The sequence below is a fragment of the Pseudomonas sp. G5(2012) genome, from assembly GCF_000408945.1.
Taxonomy (GTDB): Bacteria; Pseudomonadota; Gammaproteobacteria; order Pseudomonadales; family Pseudomonadaceae; genus Aquipseudomonas; species Aquipseudomonas umsongensis.
On record NZ_APIO01000044.1, the window covers coordinates 196,279 to 213,046 of the forward strand.

18 protein-coding genes are annotated in these 16,768 nt (G+C 59.7%); 8 read left to right on the top strand and 10 right to left on the bottom strand.

Annotated features, from left to right (window positions below; all coding sequences use genetic code 11):
* Positions 1 to 10 precede the first annotated feature (10 nt).
* Genes zur through PG5_RS15460 form a run of 4 tightly spaced genes read left to right on the top strand, consistent with a single transcriptional unit; the run spans position 11 to position 2,816 of the window.
* Positions 11 to 493, top strand: a complete 483-nt coding sequence (gene zur, locus PG5_RS15445; protein ID WP_020798045.1) for a zinc uptake transcriptional repressor Zur — start codon at positions 11 to 13, stop codon at positions 491 to 493.
* Complete coding sequence (znuC, locus tag PG5_RS15450; RefSeq protein WP_020798046.1) at positions 493 to 1,278, top strand: zinc ABC transporter ATP-binding protein ZnuC; 786 nt, start codon at positions 493 to 495, stop codon at positions 1,276 to 1,278. The genes zur and znuC overlap by 1 nt, the downstream gene beginning before the upstream one ends.
* Positions 1,271 to 2,059: a zinc ABC transporter permease subunit ZnuB gene (znuB, locus tag PG5_RS15455; protein WP_020798047.1), complete on the top strand. Its 789-nt coding sequence runs from the start codon at positions 1,271 to 1,273 to the stop codon at positions 2,057 to 2,059. The genes znuC and znuB overlap by 8 nt, the downstream gene beginning before the upstream one ends.
* A gap of 37 nt (positions 2,060 to 2,096) precedes the next feature.
* The gene (locus tag PG5_RS15460; RefSeq protein ID WP_020798048.1) at positions 2,097 to 2,816 is read left to right on the top strand and encodes a PA5502 family lipoprotein; all 720 of its coding nucleotides are present in this window, start codon (positions 2,097 to 2,099) and stop codon (positions 2,814 to 2,816) included.
* Between the two features lie 50 nt (positions 2,817 to 2,866).
* On the opposite strand, the gene katE is transcribed toward PG5_RS15460, so the two are convergent.
* Positions 2,867 to 5,026, bottom strand: a complete 2,160-nt coding sequence (katE, locus tag PG5_RS15465) for a catalase HPII (RefSeq protein WP_256228300.1) — start codon at positions 5,024 to 5,026, stop codon at positions 2,867 to 2,869.
* A gap of 189 nt (positions 5,027 to 5,215) precedes the next feature.
* On the opposite strand from katE, the gene PG5_RS15470 reads away from it, so the two are divergent.
* From PG5_RS15470 to PG5_RS15480, 3 genes are all read left to right on the top strand, one after another.
* Positions 5,216 to 6,223, top strand: a complete 1,008-nt coding sequence (locus PG5_RS15470) for a methionine ABC transporter ATP-binding protein (protein ID WP_020798050.1) — start codon at positions 5,216 to 5,218, stop codon at positions 6,221 to 6,223.
* The gene (locus tag PG5_RS15475) at positions 6,223 to 6,897 is read left to right on the top strand and encodes a methionine ABC transporter permease (protein WP_008002212.1); all 675 of its coding nucleotides are present in this window, start codon (positions 6,223 to 6,225) and stop codon (positions 6,895 to 6,897) included. Before PG5_RS15470 ends, PG5_RS15475 begins: the two co-directional genes overlap by 1 nt.
* Before the next feature lie 90 nt (positions 6,898 to 6,987).
* Positions 6,988 to 7,761, top strand: a complete 774-nt coding sequence (locus PG5_RS15480; RefSeq protein ID WP_020798051.1) for a MetQ/NlpA family ABC transporter substrate-binding protein — start codon at positions 6,988 to 6,990, stop codon at positions 7,759 to 7,761.
* Between the two features lie 85 nt (positions 7,762 to 7,846).
* Here PG5_RS15480 and PG5_RS15485 read toward each other — a convergent pair whose 3' ends face one another.
* The 5 genes from PG5_RS15485 to PG5_RS15505 are packed head-to-tail and all read right to left on the bottom strand — an operon-like array spanning position 7,847 to position 11,749.
* Entirely contained in the window at positions 7,847 to 8,482 is a 636-nt protein-coding gene (locus PG5_RS15485; RefSeq protein ID WP_020798052.1) for an SCO family protein, read from the bottom strand.
* The gene (gene cyoE / locus PG5_RS15490; protein WP_020798053.1) at positions 8,479 to 9,378 is read right to left on the bottom strand and encodes a heme o synthase; all 900 of its coding nucleotides are present in this window, start codon (positions 9,376 to 9,378) and stop codon (positions 8,479 to 8,481) included. The genes PG5_RS15485 and cyoE overlap by 4 nt, the downstream gene beginning before the upstream one ends.
* Positions 9,366 to 10,439 (bottom strand): heme A synthase, encoded by a 1,074-nt coding sequence (locus tag PG5_RS15495; protein WP_020798054.1) that lies wholly within the window; start codon positions 10,437 to 10,439, stop codon positions 9,366 to 9,368. The genes cyoE and PG5_RS15495 overlap by 13 nt, the downstream gene beginning before the upstream one ends.
* A gap of 10 nt (positions 10,440 to 10,449) precedes the next feature.
* Positions 10,450 to 11,043, bottom strand: coding sequence for a hypothetical protein (locus tag PG5_RS15500; RefSeq protein WP_020798055.1), 594 nt, complete (start codon positions 11,041 to 11,043; stop codon positions 10,450 to 10,452).
* A complete protein-coding gene (locus PG5_RS15505; protein ID WP_020798056.1) occupies positions 11,009 to 11,749 on the bottom strand; it encodes an SURF1 family protein in 741 nt (246 codons plus the stop codon). Before PG5_RS15505 ends, PG5_RS15500 begins: the two co-directional genes overlap by 35 nt.
* 70 nt (positions 11,750 to 11,819) lie before the next feature.
* Between PG5_RS15505 and PG5_RS15510 the strand changes: the two genes are divergently transcribed.
* Entirely contained in the window at positions 11,820 to 12,023 is a 204-nt protein-coding gene (locus PG5_RS15510) for a twin transmembrane helix small protein (RefSeq protein ID WP_008064738.1), read from the top strand.
* A 96-nt stretch (positions 12,024 to 12,119) separates the two neighbouring features.
* Here the strand turns inward: PG5_RS15510 and PG5_RS15515 are convergent, their stop codons facing one another.
* From PG5_RS15515 to coxB, 4 genes are all read right to left on the bottom strand, one after another.
* The gene (locus PG5_RS15515; RefSeq protein ID WP_020798057.1) at positions 12,120 to 13,007 is read right to left on the bottom strand and encodes a cytochrome c oxidase subunit 3; all 888 of its coding nucleotides are present in this window, start codon (positions 13,005 to 13,007) and stop codon (positions 12,120 to 12,122) included.
* Positions 13,008 to 13,032: 25 nt separating this feature from the next.
* On the bottom strand, positions 13,033 to 13,584 hold the full coding sequence (locus PG5_RS15520; protein WP_020798058.1) for a cytochrome c oxidase assembly protein: 552 nt from the start codon (positions 13,582 to 13,584) through the stop codon (positions 13,033 to 13,035).
* Between the two features lie 131 nt (positions 13,585 to 13,715).
* A complete protein-coding gene (gene ctaD / locus PG5_RS15525) occupies positions 13,716 to 15,314 on the bottom strand; it encodes a cytochrome c oxidase subunit I (RefSeq protein ID WP_020798060.1) in 1,599 nt (532 codons plus the stop codon).
* Between the two features lie 82 nt (positions 15,315 to 15,396).
* Entirely contained in the window at positions 15,397 to 16,524 is a 1,128-nt protein-coding gene (coxB, locus tag PG5_RS15530; RefSeq protein ID WP_020798062.1) for a cytochrome c oxidase subunit II, read from the bottom strand.
* Positions 16,525 to 16,768: the final 244 nt, after the last annotated feature.

Below are 16,768 nucleotides of genomic sequence, written 5' to 3' on the forward strand. Positions count from 1 at the left end.
GTCGCCGCTCATGCCTAAAACACCGATAGCCAGCCGTCCTCACGACCACTCTCATTGCGTTCACAGCGCACTGTCTGAGGCCGACGCCCTGTGCGCGCGCCAGGGTTTGCGCCTGACCGCGTTGCGTCGGCGGGTGCTGGAACTGGTGTGGCAAAGCCATAAGCCACTGGGGGCCTATGATATTCTTGCGGTCCTCAGTGAGCAGGACGGGCGCCGGGCCGCACCCCCAACGGTTTACCGCGCTCTGGATTTCCTGCTGGAAAACGGCCTGGTACACCGTATCTCCTCGCTCAACGCCTTCATCGGCTGTAATCACCCGACGCACGCCCACCAGGGTCAGTTCCTGATCTGCCGTGAATGCCACGCCGCCATCGAACTCGAACAGAAGGCCATCAGCGACGCGATCATCGCCAGTGCCAGGGACGTCGGGTTTGTCGTCGAAGGCCAGACCGTTGAAGTGATCGGTCTCTGTTCGGGCTGCCAGGGGGCTTGATGAGCAACGCGCTGATCCGCCTCGAGCAGGTTGCCGTCACGTTTGCCGGGCAACCGGTGCTGGATAACATCGAACTGAGCGTCGAGCCGGGGCAGATTGTGACCCTGATCGGCCCCAATGGCGCTGGCAAGACCACACTGGTGCGCGCCGTGCTCGGTCTGCTGAAGCCCGACAGTGGCAGCGTCTGGCGCAAGCCGAAACTGCGGGTCGGTTACATGCCGCAAAAGCTGCATGTCGACCCGACCCTGCCGCTCTCGGTGCTGCGCTTCTTGCGCCTGGTGCCGGGTGTGGATCGCGCGATGGCGTTGGCCGCGCTCAAGGAAGTCGGCGCCGAGCAGGTGATCGACAGCCCGGTGCAAAGTGTTTCCGGCGGTGAGATGCAACGTGTCCTGTTGGCCCGGGCCTTGTTGCGTGAGCCTGAGCTGCTGGTGCTCGACGAACCGGTACAAGGCGTCGACGTGGCCGGCCAAGCTGAACTCTATAGCCTGATCACCCGCCTGCGAGACCGTCACGGCTGCGGTGTGTTGATGGTTTCCCACGATTTGCACCTGGTGATGAGCACCACCGACCAGGTTGTTTGCCTGAATCGCCATGTCTGCTGCTCCGGCCACCCCGAGCAGGTCAGCGGCGATCCGGCATTTGTCGAGCTTTTCGGAAAAAACGCACAAAGCCTGGCGATTTATCACCACCACCACGACCACGCCCACGATCTGCACGGCTCGGTGGTCAAGGCGCCCACATCGGGTCATACCCATGTTCACGGAGATAGCTGCAAGCATGGCTGATTTTCTGCTCTACGCCCTGCTTGCAGGATTGGCTCTGGCAGTTGTGGCGGGCCCGTTGGGCTCCTTCGTGGTCTGGCGGCGCATGGCTTATTTCGGCGATACCCTGTCCCACGCGGCATTGCTGGGCGTGGCGCTGGGCTTTTTGCTGGATGTCAGCCCGACAGTGGCCGTCACCGTCGGCTGCTTGCTGTTGGCGGTATTGCTGGTGACCTTGCAACAGCGTCAGCCACTGGCCTCCGACACGCTTTTGGGAATTCTCGCACCCAGCACCCTCTCTTTGGGCCTGGTGGTACTAAGCTTCATGCACGAAGTGCGGATCGACCTGATGGCCTATCTGTTCGGTGACTTGCTGGCGATCAGCCCGACCGATCTGGCATGGATCCTCGGGGGTAGCGCTGCGGTGCTGGCGTTGTTGGTGACATTGTGGCGGCCATTGCTGGCAATCACGGTGCACGAAGAGTTGGCGAGGGTCGAAGGGCTGCCGGTGGCGGGATTGCGCCTGGCGCTGATGCTGTTGATCGCCGTAGTGATTGCCGTGGCGATGAAAATCGTCGGTGTGTTGCTGATCACATCGTTGTTGATCATTCCGGCCGCCGCGGCACAACGTCACGCCCGCTCACCGGAGCAGATGGCACTGGGCGCCAGCCTGCTGGGCGTGCTCGCCGTGTGTGGCGGGTTGGCGTTGTCCTGGTTCAAGGACACCCCGGCGGGCCCGTCGATTGTAGTGGCGGCCGCCGCGCTGTTTCTGCTGAGTTTTGTTCTGCCCCGTCGAGGGGTGTAGACTTGCTCGTTTTTTGCGCAAATAGAGAGTCGCAGGAATGAAGTCGTTCGCCTCCCGTTATCTGCTCCTTGTCGCATTTTCTTTGCTGCTGGGCGCTTGCCAAAGCACGCCACCGGCAGCCACCGAGGCCCCGGATGCGCGGGCCACGGCCATTGCACAGCTGGAACAAAGCCTGGCCAGCAGCGAGCTGGCCACAGCCGAGAATCAATTGGCAGCGTTGCAGGCCGAGTCCCCCAACGATCAGTCCCTAGAGCAATACCAGCGTCAACTGGCCGAAGCCTATCTGCTGCGTAGTCAGATCGTCCTGCAAAAGGGCGATGTAAACGCTGCTGCCACCGCATTGGCCCGGGCTCGGGTCTTGATGCCTAAAGCGCCTGCGCTGACCGGTGGTGTCAACGGTGCCATCGCACAAGCCCGCAAGGCTGAGCTGGAAAAGGCCGAAGCAGACCTCAAGTCCGCCGAAGCCAAGCGCAAGGCCAAGGTCATTGACCCTGAGGCTGAAAGCACGACGGTGAAGCTGAAAATCACCGATATGGGGAAAATGCGTCGTCAATTGGATGCTATTGCCGCCGATGTGGTGAATTTTCAGTGCGATGTGAGCCTTCAGGTTCCGCGTACCGATGATTACCCTTGGCTGGCCAATCTGTTGATCAAGCGCGTGCAGAAGCTCGATCCGCAGTTTGATCTGAAGCTGGAGCGGCAGATTCTGCGCAGCGTTCCGGCGCAGATGGTATTGAGTCCCCGCAAAGCCCCTTGAAAGCATCGCGGGCAAGCCCGCGATGGCATCCTATCCGACGATAAAGCTTTCTAGGCCGGAATCGCCTTGGCCTTGGGCTCCCTCTCCCAAACCCGATGCTGACCAATCGCCGTAAAGAACGGCTTGGCCAACTTCGCATCCGTACCCACAATCAACCCCGCATCAACCTCCAGTTTCAACACATCCAGCAACTGCTTCGCCTCGCCGTGCAACGCAATCGCTTTCAAATGCTTGTAAGCCTCCAGTACGTAATGCAACGCCACACCGTCAGTGCTCAGCGCCTTGATCGATGCCGCGCCTCCAGGCACGAACACAGCGTCGAATGTTACTGAAGGCGAGCCTTCCATGGACGCATCTACCGGCAACGACTTGCCATCGGAGGTTTTCACCGGGGCCGAGGTCGGGCCGAGCAATTTGGCATGCGCCCCTTCAGCTTCCAGCGCTTTCTTCATGGCATCGATTGCTGCCCCGTCCACGCCGTCGGCCGCCAGGATCGCTACCTTCCGGGTTTTGATGTCGCCTGGCAGCAGGTTGGCCTGGCTCAGGGCCGGCGAGCGGTCCGGGGACGTTTTCGGTACATCGACGGTCCCCGCTTTCGGCGCCGCAAGCCCGAGGTTCTGTGCCACCCGTTTGGCCAGCTCCAGATCGATGTTGGCCAGGATTTCATTCACTTGCCTGGCCCGGATGAACTCACGCTCAACCTTGCCCAACTCAAAGCTGTATGCCGCGATGATGTGTTCTTGCTCATGCTTGCTCATGCTGTGGAAAAACAGCCGTGCCTGGGAGAAGTGGTCGCTGAACGACTCGCTGCGCTGCCGGATCTTGTTGGCGTCGATGCGCTCCGCATAACTTTCGAAACCGCCGTCCTGGGCGGCAGGAGGTGTTTCTTTCGGCCATCCGCCGTCGATGGAGTTGGGTTCGTAGGACGCACGCCCCTTGTCGATGGTGGTGCGGTGTAATGCATCACGCTGGCCGTTGTGGAGTGGTGTTACTGGACGGTTGATCGGGATTTCATGAAAATTCGGTCCACCAAGTCGGCTGATCTGCGTGTCGGTGTAGGAAAACAGCCGACCTTGCAGCAACGGATCATTGGAGAAGTCGATCCCGGGCACGATATGCCCCGGGCAGAATGCAACCTGCTCGGTTTCGGCGAAGAAATTGTCCGGGTTGCGGTTGAGCGTCATTTTCCCCAGTGGCGTAATGGGCACGAGCTCTTCAGGAATCAGCTTGGTGGGGTCGAGGATGTCGAAATCGAAGGCGTGTTCGTTTTCCTCCTCAATAATCTGCACGCCGAGTTCCCATTCCGGGTAGTCACCCATCTCGATGGCTTCCCAGAGATCGCGGCGGTGATAATCGGTGTCTTTACCCGCCAGTTTCTGCGCTTCATCCCACACCAGCGAGCAGGTCCCGGCGGCGGGGCGCCAGTGGAATTTGACGAAACGCGATTTACCTTCGGCGTTGATCAACCGGAAGGTGTGCACGCCGAAACCTTGCATGCTGCGCAGGCTTTTCGGAATTGCCCGGTCGGACATGGCCCAGATCACCATATGGGCTGATTCAGGTTGCAGTGAGACAAAGTCCCAAAACGTATCGTGGGCCGAGCCGCCAGTAGGGATTTCATTGTGAGGCTCGGGTTTTACTGCATGGACAAAGTCGGGAAATTTGATGGCGTCCTGGATGAAAAACACCGGCATGTTATTGCCCACCAGGTCGAAGTTGCCTTCATTGGTGAAAAACTTCACAGCGAAACCACGTACGTCCCGCACGGTATCGCCTGAACCACGGGGCCCCTGCACGGTGGAAAAACGCACGAACACCGGCGTTTTCTGCGCCGGGTCTTGCAGGAAACCGGCCTTGGTCAGTACTGAGTGGTTCTCGTAAGTCTGGAAGAAACCATGGGCACCCGTGCCTCGGGCATGCACGATACGCTCGGGGATGCGCTCATGGTCAAAGTGCGTGATTTTTTCACGCATGATGAAGTCTTCCAGCAACGATGGCCCTCGGGCGCCGGCTTTCAAGGTGTTCTGATTGTCCGCCACCTTCACGCCCTGATTGGTACGCAAGGCCTGACCGGTGGCGTCGGAACGGAATTTTTCCAGGCTATCGAGCTTGGTATTGGTGTTGCTGCGGTCCAGGGTATCGGTCCCGGCCAGTGCGCTCTTGGGGGCGGCAGGCTTCTTGGTGCTCATCAGGCATGACTCCTCGGGGATTGTTTCGAGTGGCCTAATTAGTGACTGATGACGTTTCGAGCCGTTCCTTTTATCTGACCTTTGATCGCGTTATTGCCAAATGACTGGTTGAATACGAAATAAATGCTAAGAACTGCTATACGGACAGGCTAAAATGCGCGCCCGGCTAACCGCTGATCCTTTTCCAACGCGCCCCACAAGGTTCGCTACGTGATCGAGTTTCAAAACGTCCATAAAACCTACCGCGTCGCCGGTAAGGATATCCCCGCCCTGCATCCGACCAGTCTGACGATAGAGAATGGTCAGGTCTTTGGTCTGATCGGCCATTCCGGTGCGGGAAAAAGTACCCTGCTGCGTCTGATCAATCGCCTGGAAAACTCTAGCGGCGGCAAGATCATCGTGGACGGCGAAGAAGTCACTGCGCTCGATGCCAACGGACTGCGCCGTTTCCGTCAGCAGGTCGGAATGATTTTCCAGCACTTCAACCTGCTGGCGTCCAAGACCGTTGCCGACAACGTTGCGCTGCCGCTGACGCTGGCCGGTGAATTGTCCCGCCGCGAGATCGATCTGCGCGTGGCCGAGTTGTTGGCCCGGGTCGGTTTGTCCGATCACGCCAACAAGTATCCAGCGCAGTTGTCCGGCGGCCAGAAGCAGCGTGTCGGCATTGCCCGCGCCTTGGCGACCAAGCCGAAAATCCTGCTGTGCGACGAAGCCACCAGTGCACTGGACCCGCAGACCACGGCGTCGGTCCTGCAGTTATTGGCTGAGATCAATCGTGAGCTGAAGTTGACCATCGTGTTGATCACCCATGAAATGGACGTGATCCGCCGAGTCTGCGACCAGGTCGGCGTTATGGACGCTGGCGTGATTGTCGAGCAAGGTTCGGTGGCCGAGGTGTTCCTGCATCCGAAACACCCGACGACCAAGCGTTTCGTGCAAGAAGACGAGCACGTCGACGAAAGCGAACAGCGTGACGACTTCGCACACGTGCCAGGCCGCATCGTGCGTCTGACCTTCCAGGGCGAAGCGACCTACGCGCCCCTACTGGGAACCGTCGCTCGGGAGACCGGTGTGGACTACAGCATCCTGGCCGGTCGGATCGATCGCATCAAGGACGTCCCTTACGGGCAACTGACCCTGGCCGTGACCGGTGGTGACATGGAAGCGGCTTTTGCCCGCTTCACCGCGGCCGACGTTCACATGGAGGTGCTGCGCTAATGGAAGCCCTGACTAGTTTCTTCGCCAACATCGACTGGTTCGAAATCTGGCTGGCCACCGGTGATACGCTGCTGATGCTCGGTGGTTCGCTGCTGTTCACCGTGTTGCTGGGCCTGCCGCTGGGTGTGCTGTTGTTCCTCTGCAGCCCGCGTCAGTTGCTGGAAGCCAAAGGCGTCTACGCGATGTTGTCTCTGGTGGTGAACATCCTGCGTTCGCTGCCCTTCATCATTCTGTTGATCGTGATGATTCCGTTCACCGTGTTGATCACTGGCACTTCCCTGGGGGTCGCCGGCGCGATCCCGCCGCTGGTGGTCGGTGCCACGCCGTTTTTCGCGCGGCTGGTGGAAACCGCTCTGCGCGAAGTGGATCGCGGCATCATCGAAGCGACCCAGGCCATGGGCGCGACGACGCGGCAGATCATCACCAATGCCTTGCTGCCCGAAGCCCGCCCGGGCATTTTCGCGGCGATTACGGTGACTGCCATTACACTGGTGTCCTACACGGCAATGGCCGGTGTGGTCGGTGCCGGTGGTCTGGGTGACCTGGCGATCCGGTTCGGCTACCAGCGTTTCCAGACTGACGTGATGGTGGTGACGGTGGTGCTGCTGCTGGTGCTGGTGCAGGTCCTGCAAACCGTTGGCGACAAGCTGGTTGTGCATTTCTCTCGGAAATAAAACGTTCTCGTACATGACAAATGAGCCGGCCATTCGCTTGAGGCGCCGAAGACTGGCGCCTCAAGCGGGTACCCAAAAGGAGTTAGCTGAATGAAAAAACTACTCGTCGCATTCGCTGCTGTTGCAGCCTTTTCCGCCCACGCCGCCGACACCCTGACAGTCGCCGCGACTCCGGTTCCGCACGCGGAAATCCTCGAGTTCGTTAAACCGGCCCTGGCCCAGCAAGGCGTGGACCTCAAGGTTAAAGTCTTCACCGATTACATCCAGCCGAACGTGCAGGTCGCGGAAAAACGCCTGGACGCCAACTTCTTCCAGCACCAGCCGTACCTGGATGAGTTCAACAAGGCCAAGGGCACCAACCTGGTCTCGGTGGCCGGCGTGCACCTGGAACCACTGGGTGCTTACTCCAGCAAGTACAAGACCCTGGAAGAGCTGCCAAGCACCGCCACCGTGGTGATCCCGAACGACGCCACCAATGGTGGCCGCGCGCTGCTGCTGCTCGCCAAGGCCGGTGTGATCAAGTTGCAGGATTCGAACAACATCCTGTCGACGGTCAAGGACATTACCGAGAACCCGAAGAACCTGAAATTCCGTGAGCTGGAAGCCGCGACCATCCCGCGCGTGCTGACCCAGGTCGACCTGGCGCTGATCAACACCAACTACGCGCTGGAAGCCAAGCTCGATCCGTCCAAGGACGCGCTGGTCATTGAAGGTAGCGACTCGCCTTATGTGAACATCCTGGTTGCCCGTCCGGACGACAAGGACAGTGAAGCGATGAAGAAGCTGGTTGCTGCCCTGCACAGCCCGGAAGTGAAGGCCTTCATTCTCGAAAAGTACAAAGGCGCGGTGGTGCCTGCGTTCTGATTGGCTGACGCAACGAAAAAGGGGACGCCATAAGCGTCCCCTTTTTTGTGCCTGAAATATCGTTCCCGTAGGAGCGGTATGGTGGTTATTTGCGGTTGAGCATCACCGGCAATTGCGCCACCAGCTTCACATTGTTCAACGGCGCCCGAATGAAGCCGCGCTGGGTTCCGTCCGGGCCAATGACCGCGAGGTTACCGCTGTGGTCGACCGTGTAGTTCGGCTTGCTTGTATCGGCCGGAATGAACGGGATACTCACGGCATTAGCGATCTTTTGCAGATCCTCGGTCGACGTCGCCGTTAGGCCGACAAACTGCGGATCGAAGTAGCCCAGGTACTGCTTTAGCTGCTTGGGCGTATCGCGGTGCGGATCGACACTGACCAGCACGATCTGCAACTTATCCACAGCCTCCGGCGGCAATTCACTCTTGATCTGGCGCAGTTGGGCGAGGGTGGTCGGGCAGATATCCGGGCAGAAGGTGTATCCGAAGAACAGCAGGCTCCACTTGCCTTTGAGCTCGTTGATGGCCACCGGCTTGCCGTCCTGATCGGTCATCTTCACATCCGGCAGGTTGCGGCTTTGCGGCAGGAGAATGATCCCCGCGTCGATTAGTGCCGTCGGGTCGCCCTGGCCTTTGCCGGAGAGCACTTTGTTGATGGTCAGGCCCAGGACCAGCGCGATCAGGGCGACAAGGATGAAGACGGTTTTCTGGGTTCGGGTCATAGGTTCAACAATAAGTAGTGGTCAACGAGCAGGGCGATGAACAGCAGGAACAAGTAGTAAATAGAGTACTTGAAGGTGTTGATCGCCGCGTGCGGCCGAGTGCCACGGTACAGCACCACGGCCCATTGCAGGAATCTGGCGCCAAGACCGATGGCGCAGACCAGGTAGAGCAAGCCGCTCATGTGGATCACGTAGGGCATCAGGCTGACGGCCAGCAGCGCGCAGGTGTAAAGCAGGATGTGGATCTTGGTGTAGTGCTCGCCGTGGGTCACCGGCAGCATTGGGATGTCAGCCTTGGCATATTCCTCCTTGCGATGGATCGCAAGGGCCCAGAAGTGTGGCGGGGTCCAGGCGAAGATGATCAGCACCAACAGCAGCGGTTCGGCGCTGACGTGGCCGGTGGCGGCGGTCCAGCCGAGCAGCGGCGGAGCGGCCCCGGCCAGGCCTCCGATGACGATATTCTGCGGCGTCGCACGCTTGAGGAAACCGGTGTAGACCACTGCGTAGCCGAGCAGGGAGGCAAGGGTCAGCCATGCTGTCAGGGGATTGGTGAAGGCCAGCAACAAGGCCTGGCCAAGCAGTGCCAGCACCAGGGCAAAAGTCAGCGCGGCGGCCGGAGACACCCGGCCTTCGGCCAGTGGCCGTTTGTGGGTGCGAGCCATGACCGCATCGATCCTGCGGTCCACCACGTGGTTGACCGCTGCCGCACCGCCCGCACACAAGGCAATGCCCAGGTTGCCGAACACCAGCACGGTCCACGGCACTCCGGCGCGCGTTGCGAGGAACATCCCTACCAGTGAAGTGATGAGCATCAGCACCACCACTTTTGGTTTGGTCAGCTCCAGGTAGTCACGCCAGATTGCCTGGCTGTGACGTTCGCCGATCAGAATCGCCATGGCGTCTCTCCTTTTATTGTTATGGGCCCGGCTGAATGTTTACGCGGGCTGAAACGCCAGCGTGTCGGCTGCTTGACCCGAACCAGGCTGGTCCGGGCGTGGTAATTGACCAACACCATCGTCAGCAACAGCGCTGCGCCCCCGGCGTTATGGGCGACGGCAATCGGTAGCGGCAGGTGCAACAGCACGTTGCTGATGCCCAGGGTGATTTGCGCCGCGAGGGCGATCAGCACCAACCCGGCGAGTCGCGTCATGCCAACGACTTTCAGTTGCCAGGCGAGGCCAAGTAACACCAGGGTCACCAACAACGCGCCGATCCGGTGTGTCAGGTGAATCGCGGTGCGGGCGTCGCTGTCCAGTTGCCCGCCGAGGTAGTTCGGGCCGATGTGCTGGGTCAGGTGAAAGCCATTGGCGAAGTCCGCAGGCGGCAGCCATTGCCCGTGGCACGTCGGAAAGTCGATGCAGGCCACAGCGGCGTAGTTGGAGCTGACCCAGCCACCCAAGGCGATTTGCCCGATGACCAGCAACAGCCCCGCCGTCGCCCAGTACTGCAGGCGTCGCGGCACCGTCAATGCGGGCAGTACGCCGGACAGGCGCAAGGTCAGCAGAAACAGCAGGCTCAGGGTCGCAAAGCCGCCAAGCAGATGTCCGGTGACGACTTGCGGCCAGAGCTTGAGTGTCACCGTCCACATGCCGAACGCGGCTTGGGCAAACACCACTGCCAGCAGGAACAACGGCAGCTTCACCGGTTGCCCTGGATGCCGGCGATGGACCCAGGCCCTACCGGCCAACACCGATATCAGCAGCCCCAGCGTGCCGGCGAAGTAGCGGTGGATCATCTCGTTCCAGCCTTTATGGGCTTCTACAGGCGTGTCCGGAAAATGCAATTCGGCATGGGCCAGTTGTGCTTCGCTTTTGGGCACGCTGATAAAACCGTAGCAGCCAGGCCAGTCCGGACAGCCCAAGCCTGCGTGGGTCAGGCGGGTATAGGCACCGAGCAACACCACAATCAGTGCCAGAAAGGTGGCAAACAGCGCGAGGCGAAATCCAGGCTTGGCCATGACGATGCCCTTATCCGATGTTCGACAGTTTCAGCAGGTGCCGCAGGTCATTGAGCAGATCCTTGCCCTTGACTGACGGGTCGTAGCGCAAGACCAGATTGCCGTGGGGATCGATGATCCACAGGTGTGGAGAGTCATTACTCTGAGCTCCTTTGGTGTAGGTCGGCAAATCCAGTGGATAGCGCTGCAACTGCGGGTACTCGCGTTGAAGTTTAGTCTCGTAATCACTGCTCAGCGGCTGTGTCGCCGCCAGTGCGTGACTGGCGCGACCGGCATCGCGACCCAGGCCGATCTGGATTTGGCGCGCCAGATAAACCAGTTGCTGGCAGTCCACCGAGCACTCTTTCGGTGCCGTCACCAGCAACTGCCAGCGGTTTTCCTGCGCCCGTACGCCAAGGTCGGCGCGGCTCTGTCCGTTGCCGATCAGTTCGCCGTGATAGCTGCGGCCTTCCGGCACCCAGAAATTCAGTTTGTACATGCCGGTGGCCAGGATCATCGGACCGACCACCCCGAGCACAATCAGCAGTAACTGCAACCGTCCCTTGCGCCGGTTCACCGGCGTTTTGGCCTCAGACATGCTGGGTGGATTCATGGCCGCTCCCATGGTGTTTCTCCTTTGCGTTGTGCCAGCCGAGGTAGAGGTAAAGACCGAACAGGGCGATCGACATGGCGAACCACTGCACGGCATAAGCGATGTGTTTTTCCGGCCCCATGGCCACTACCGGCCAATCGGCCTGGTACGTCGCGGGCCCGGTTTCTGCGCGTAATTCGTAGGCAAAGCCTTCACGGCCCAGGGCTGCCCAGAGTGCATTCGGGTCAATGGCCGTGAGTAGTTTTGGCCAAGTGCTGGTGCTTGGGTCGGCGTGGAGCTGGAAGGTCGCGCCGGGTGAAACGTAGACCCATGCATCGAGACTCAAGGCATCGGTCGGTGTAGTGAATCGCGGCGGCGTCCGGCGGTCGGGCCAAGGCAGCCAGCCGCGATTGACCAGCAGCCACAGCCCAGTTGCCTGATCCTGAAACGGTTGCAGCAGCTCGACCCCGACTTTTCCGCCACGCTGACGGTTATCCAGCAACAGGCTGTGCGCGGCATCGAACTGGCCATGCAGGTGAATCCGTCTGAAGGCCGGGTCTGCCGTGTGTTGCAGCTCGGTGCTGGCCATCGGTTCTGCAGCCCGGCGTTCAGTATAGGTTTGCAGTAGCGCGCTTTTCTCCGCACCCCGGCTCAATTGCCAGAACCCAAGCGACACCAGCAGGGGCAGCAACAGCGCAACCACCAATGTCGGAATGATGCCCGGCCGAAAGCGCTTCATGGCATCGCCAGAAAGTCGGTCGTCGCGATAGCTATACTCAGATGCATCGCTTGTCCCCCGGAGTCCCACCATGCTCAAAGCAGCCATCGTCCTGATGCTGATTGCCACGGTTGTCAGCCTGTTCAGCGGCCTGTTTTTTCTGGTCAAGGACGACAGCAGCTCGAACCGCCTCGTCATTGCCTTGAGTGTTCGTGTAGCACTGGCCGCCATTACCGTCGGCTTGATCGCCTGGGGCTTTTTCAGCGGCCAGCTTGTATCTCACGCACCCTGGTAACCGTAGGAGCGAGCATGCTCGCGAAAAACTCGAAAGCATCGCGGGGTATCAGGTTCCCCGCGTTATCGTTGGATACCATCGCGAGCATGCTCGCTCCTACAGCACATAGACGAAAACAAACAGCCCGATCCACACCACATCCACGAAGTGCCAGTACCAACTCGCTGCCTCGAAGCCGAACTGATGTTCGCTGTCGAAGTGCCCACGCATGACCCGCATCAGCATCACGAACAGGATGATGGTGCCGATCGTCACGTGGGCGCCGTGGAATCCGGTGAGCATGAAGAACGTGGCGCCGTAGATGCCCGAACCCAGGGTCAAGCCCAGTTCGTTATAGGCGTGCATGTACTCTTCGGCCTGAAAGCCGAGGAACGCAACGCCCAGCAGCACCGTGAGCGCCAGCCAGATTTTCAGCGCGCCGCGATGGCCCTTCTTCAAGGCATGGTGGGCGATGGTCACCGTGACGCTGGAGGTCACCAGTATCACGGTATTGAGCAGCGGCAATCCCCAGGGGCTGATGACCTCCTTCGGTGGTGGGAACAGCTTGGAATCGGGGTTGTTCAGCAGTGGCCAGGTCCACTCGAAGGCAGGCCACAGCATGTGGGCGAGGCCTTTGGTGCCTTCACCGCCGAGTGCCGGGCCGGAGACGTGGCGCACATAAAACAGCGCACCGAAAAAGGCGATGAAGAACATCACCTCCGAGAAAATGAACCAGCTCATTCCCCAGCGGAACGAGCGATCCATCTGCGCGCTGTACAAGCCGCCGCGACTTTCCTTGATCACCGTACCGAACCAGCCAAAGAGCATGTAGGCCAGCAACAGGCCACCGACGAAAAAGATCAGCGGGCCGTGGGATTCCGGCCGCGCCGCTTTCAGATCGTTGAACCAGATGGCCAGGCCGAGCACCGTGACGAACATCCCGACCGTAGCGATGATCGGCCATTTGCTCTGGGCCGGAACGTAATAATGTTCATGAGTTGCCATTTATTGTTCTCCTTATCGGGCACGCTCAACCGCCAGTATTTACTGCGACCGGTGGATGTCGGGCGGTGATATCGAACAGCGTGTAGGACAGCGTCAGGTGCTTCACATCCTTGGGCATGTCACGGTCAACGATGAAACGTACCGGCATCTCGATTCGTTGACCGGGCTGCAGCACTTGTTGGGTGAAGCAGAAGCATTCGGTCTTGTGGAAGTACGCCGCCGCCGCGCTGGGCGCGATGCTCGGCACCGCCTGAGCGCTCATCGGGCGATTGGTAGGGTTGTGCGCGATGAAGATCATCTCGTTCACTGCCCCGGGGTTGGCCGTCAATTCATCATGCTTGGGATAGAAATCCCAGGACATGTCGGCGGAGTTGGTCGACAGGAACTGCACGCGAACCTGTCGCGAGGTATCGACCGTTTGCTCACCCTCATACTGCCCGGCGGTCTTGCCGTTGATGCCGAATGCCTTGCACATCACGTCGTAGATCGGCACCAGGGCAAAACCGAAGACAAACATCGCTACCACCACCAGTAACAGGCGGGTGACCAGTTTCTTCATCGAAATCGAGTCAGCCATGATTTCTCACCTGCGCCGAGAGCCCTGTGGGAGCGAGCCTGCTCGCGAAGCAGACGCCACGGTTTGGCAGGTAGACCGCGTCATCGTTTTTCGCGAGCAGGCTCGCTCCCACAAAGGCCATGGCGCTCATTTCATTTCACTTCCGGCGGCGTGGTGAAGGTGTGATACGGCGCCGGTGAGGGAACGCTCCACTCCAGGCCTTCGGCCCCATCCCACGGTTTGGCCGGTGCTGGCGGGCCACCGCGAATGGTCTTGATCACGATGAACAGGAAGAAAATCTGCGTTGCACCGAACATGAAGGCGCCGATCGACGACACCATGTTGAAGTCGGCGAATTGCAGGTTGTAGTCCGGAATCCGTCGAGGCATGCCCGCAAGCCCGACGAAGTGCATTGGGAAGAAAGCCAAGTTCATGCCGATGAACGACAGCCAGAAATGCAGCTTGCCGAGGGTTTCGTCGTACATGTGGCCGGTCCACTTCGGCATCCAGTAATAGGCCGAGGCGAAGATCCCGAAGATTGCACCCGGCACCAGCACGTAGTGGAAGTGCGCGACCACAAAATACGTATCCTGGTACTGGAAATCCGCCGGGGCGATGGCCAGCATCAGTCCGGAGAAACCGCCGATGGAGAACAGGATCACGAACGCCACCGCGAATAGCATCGGCGTCTCGAAGGTCAGCGAGCCTTGCCACATGGTACTGGCCCAGTTGAACACCTTGACCCCGGTGGGTACCGCGATCAACAACGTGGCATACATGAAGAACAGCTCACCCACCAGCGGGATACCGACCACGAACATGTGGTGCGCCCAGACGATGAACGACAGGAACGCGATACTCGCCGTGGCGTAGACCATCGAGGTGTAGCCGAACAGCGGCTTGCGCGAGAAGGCCGGAATGATCGAGCTGACGGCACCAAAGGCCGGCAGGATCATGATGTACACCTCGGGGTGGCCAAAGAACCAGAACACATGCTGGAACAGCACCGGGTCACCGCCACCGGCGGCGCTGAAGAAGCTGGTACCGAAGTGGATGTCCATCAGCATCATCGTCACGCAACCGGCCAGTACCGGCATTACCGCGATCAGCAGGAACGCGGTGATCAGCCAGGTCCAGACGAACAGCGGCATTTTCATCAGAGTCATGCCGGGGGCGCGCAGGTTGAGGATGGTGGCGATCACGTTGATCGCACCCATGATCGAACTGATCCCCATCAAGTGGATGGCGAAGATGAAGAAGGTCACGCTTTCCGGCGCGTACGTCGTCGACAGCGGCGCGTAGAACGTCCAGCCGAAGTTGGGTCCGCCTCCTGGGGTGAACAGGGTCGAAACCAGCAGGATGAATGCCGCTGGCAACAGCCAGAAGCTGAAGTTGTTCATCCGCGGCAGCGCCATGTCGGGTGCGCCGATCATCAGCGGAACCATCCAGTTGGCGAGGCCGACGAAGGCCGGCATCACCGCACCGAAGACCATCACCAGGCCGTGCATGGTGGTCATCTGGTTGAAGAATTCCGGCTGGACGATCTGCAACCCCGGCTGGAACAGTTCGGCGCGAATCACCATCGCGAACGAGCCGCCGAGCAGGAACATGGAAAACGCAAACCACAGGTACAGCGTACCGATGTCCTTGTGGTTGGTCGTCAGCACCCAGCGCATCAGGCCTTTGGCAGGGCCGTGGGCATGTTCGTGTGCGGTGCCGGTCTGAACATGGTCATCGACTACAACAGTCATGTCCTGTCTCCTGCAAGCAGATGGGCTGGGCAGGTCGGGGCGTGCTGCCCCGACGGGTTCCTTGGGTGCGCAATAAACTGGGTCATTTGCTTTCCGCCTGTTTCAGCTCCAGCACTTCTTTGGGGGTGACCATGTCGCCCTTGTTGTTGCCCCAGGCGTTACGCTCGTAGGTCACGACCGCTGCGATATCGACTTCCGACAGTTGCTTGCCGAACGCCGCCATGGCGGTGCCAGGCTTGCCGTGGAAGACAATGCTCAGGTGATCCTTGATGGGGCCGGTGGCGATTTTCGAGCCCTTGAGAGCCGGGAACATGGGCGGCAGGCCCTGGCCTTCGGCCTGGTGACAGGCCACGCAGGCGGTGTGATAGACCTTGTCGCCGCGCTCTTTGAGCTCGTCGAGGGTCCATTCCTTACTGGTCAGCTCCTTGAGTTGTGCAGCCTCTGCCTTGCGTTCAGCCAGCCACTTTTCGTAATCGGGCTTGTCCTTGACCTCAACCACGATCGGCATGAACCCATGATCCTTGCCGCACAGCTCGGCGCATTGGCCGCGGTAGACACCGGGCTTTTCGACACGGGTCCAGGCTTCGTTGACGAACCCCGGGATCGCATCGCGCTTGACCGCGAAGGCCGGCACCCACCAGGAGTGAATCACGTCGGCAGAGGTCACCAGGAAGCGCACCTTGGCGCCGATCGGAAGCACCAGGGGCTTGTCGACCTCGAGCAGGTAATGCTCGCTCTTGGCTTCCTTGTTGTGGATCTGATCGGCGGGAGTGGCCAGGTTGCTGAAGAACTCAACGTCCTGGCCCAGGTACTTGTAATGCCATTTCCACTGATAGCCGGTGACCTGGATATCGATATCCGGCTCACTGGCGTCGTACATCTTGATCAGGGTGGCAGTCGCCGGAACCGCCATGGCCACCAGAATAATGAAGGGCACGATGGTCCAGAGAATTTCGACGGTGGTACTTTCGTGAAATTTTGCCGCCACCTGCCCGGTAGAGCGGCGGTGCAAGATCATCGACCAGAACATGGCGCCAAAGACGATGATGCCGATCACTACACAGATCCAGAAAATGGTCATGTGCAGGTCAAACACAGCGTGACTGATTTCAGTCGCTCCAGGCGCCATATTCACAGTCCAGGCCGCTTGTGCCTGACTGAAAATCGACCACAACAGGAGGCCCATCCAGACATGTGGATGTCGCATCATTGCGGGTTCCCCTTATCGTTCTTGTTATCCCGCCGGCTTTCACCTGCGGCAAGGGAGCGGCTGCATCAGACTACGAACTTGAATCGCCGGGCCTTGCTGCATTGCAGTCGGGCGTCATCAGCTAACTCCATTCCAACCCGAGTATAGACAGCGACTCCCACCTCGCAATGTGCTGGCGTAAATCATCTGAAACAGCATTAACTTGCTTTGCAGGGCACGAATGGAGAAGGATGCAGACGAGTGG

Coding starts and splice junctions, on each gene's coding strand:
- zur (WP_020798045.1), top strand. CDS start 11: ATGCCTAAAACACCGATAGCCAGCCGTCCTCACGACCACTCTCATTGC.
- znuC (WP_020798046.1), top strand. CDS start 493: ATGAGCAACGCGCTGATCCGCCTCGAGCAGGTTGCCGTCACGTTTGCC.
- znuB (WP_020798047.1), top strand. CDS start 1,271: ATGGCTGATTTTCTGCTCTACGCCCTGCTTGCAGGATTGGCTCTGGCA.
- PG5_RS15460 (WP_020798048.1), top strand. CDS start 2,097: ATGAAGTCGTTCGCCTCCCGTTATCTGCTCCTTGTCGCATTTTCTTTG.
- PG5_RS15475 (WP_008002212.1), top strand. CDS start 6,223: ATGGAAGCCCTGACTAGTTTCTTCGCCAACATCGACTGGTTCGAAATC.
- PG5_RS15480 (WP_020798051.1), top strand. CDS start 6,988: ATGAAAAAACTACTCGTCGCATTCGCTGCTGTTGCAGCCTTTTCCGCC.
- PG5_RS15485 (WP_020798052.1), bottom strand. CDS start 8,482: ATGACCCGAACCCAGAAAACCGTCTTCATCCTTGTCGCCCTGATCGCG.
- cyoE (WP_020798053.1), bottom strand. CDS start 9,378: ATGGCGATTCTGATCGGCGAACGTCACAGCCAGGCAATCTGGCGTGAC.
- PG5_RS15495 (WP_020798054.1), bottom strand. CDS start 10,439: ATGGCCAAGCCTGGATTTCGCCTCGCGCTGTTTGCCACCTTTCTGGCA.
- PG5_RS15500 (WP_020798055.1), bottom strand. CDS start 11,043: ATGGGAGCGGCCATGAATCCACCCAGCATGTCTGAGGCCAAAACGCCG.
- PG5_RS15505 (WP_020798056.1), bottom strand. CDS start 11,749: ATGAAGCGCTTTCGGCCGGGCATCATTCCGACATTGGTGGTTGCGCTG.
- PG5_RS15510 (WP_008064738.1), top strand. CDS start 11,820: ATGCTCAAAGCAGCCATCGTCCTGATGCTGATTGCCACGGTTGTCAGC.
- PG5_RS15515 (WP_020798057.1), bottom strand. CDS start 13,007: ATGGCAACTCATGAACATTATTACGTTCCGGCCCAGAGCAAATGGCCG.
- PG5_RS15520 (WP_020798058.1), bottom strand. CDS start 13,584: ATGGCTGACTCGATTTCGATGAAGAAACTGGTCACCCGCCTGTTACTG.
- ctaD (WP_020798060.1), bottom strand. CDS start 15,314: ATGACTGTTGTAGTCGATGACCATGTTCAGACCGGCACCGCACACGAA.
- coxB (WP_020798062.1), bottom strand. CDS start 16,524: ATGATGCGACATCCACATGTCTGGATGGGCCTCCTGTTGTGGTCGATT.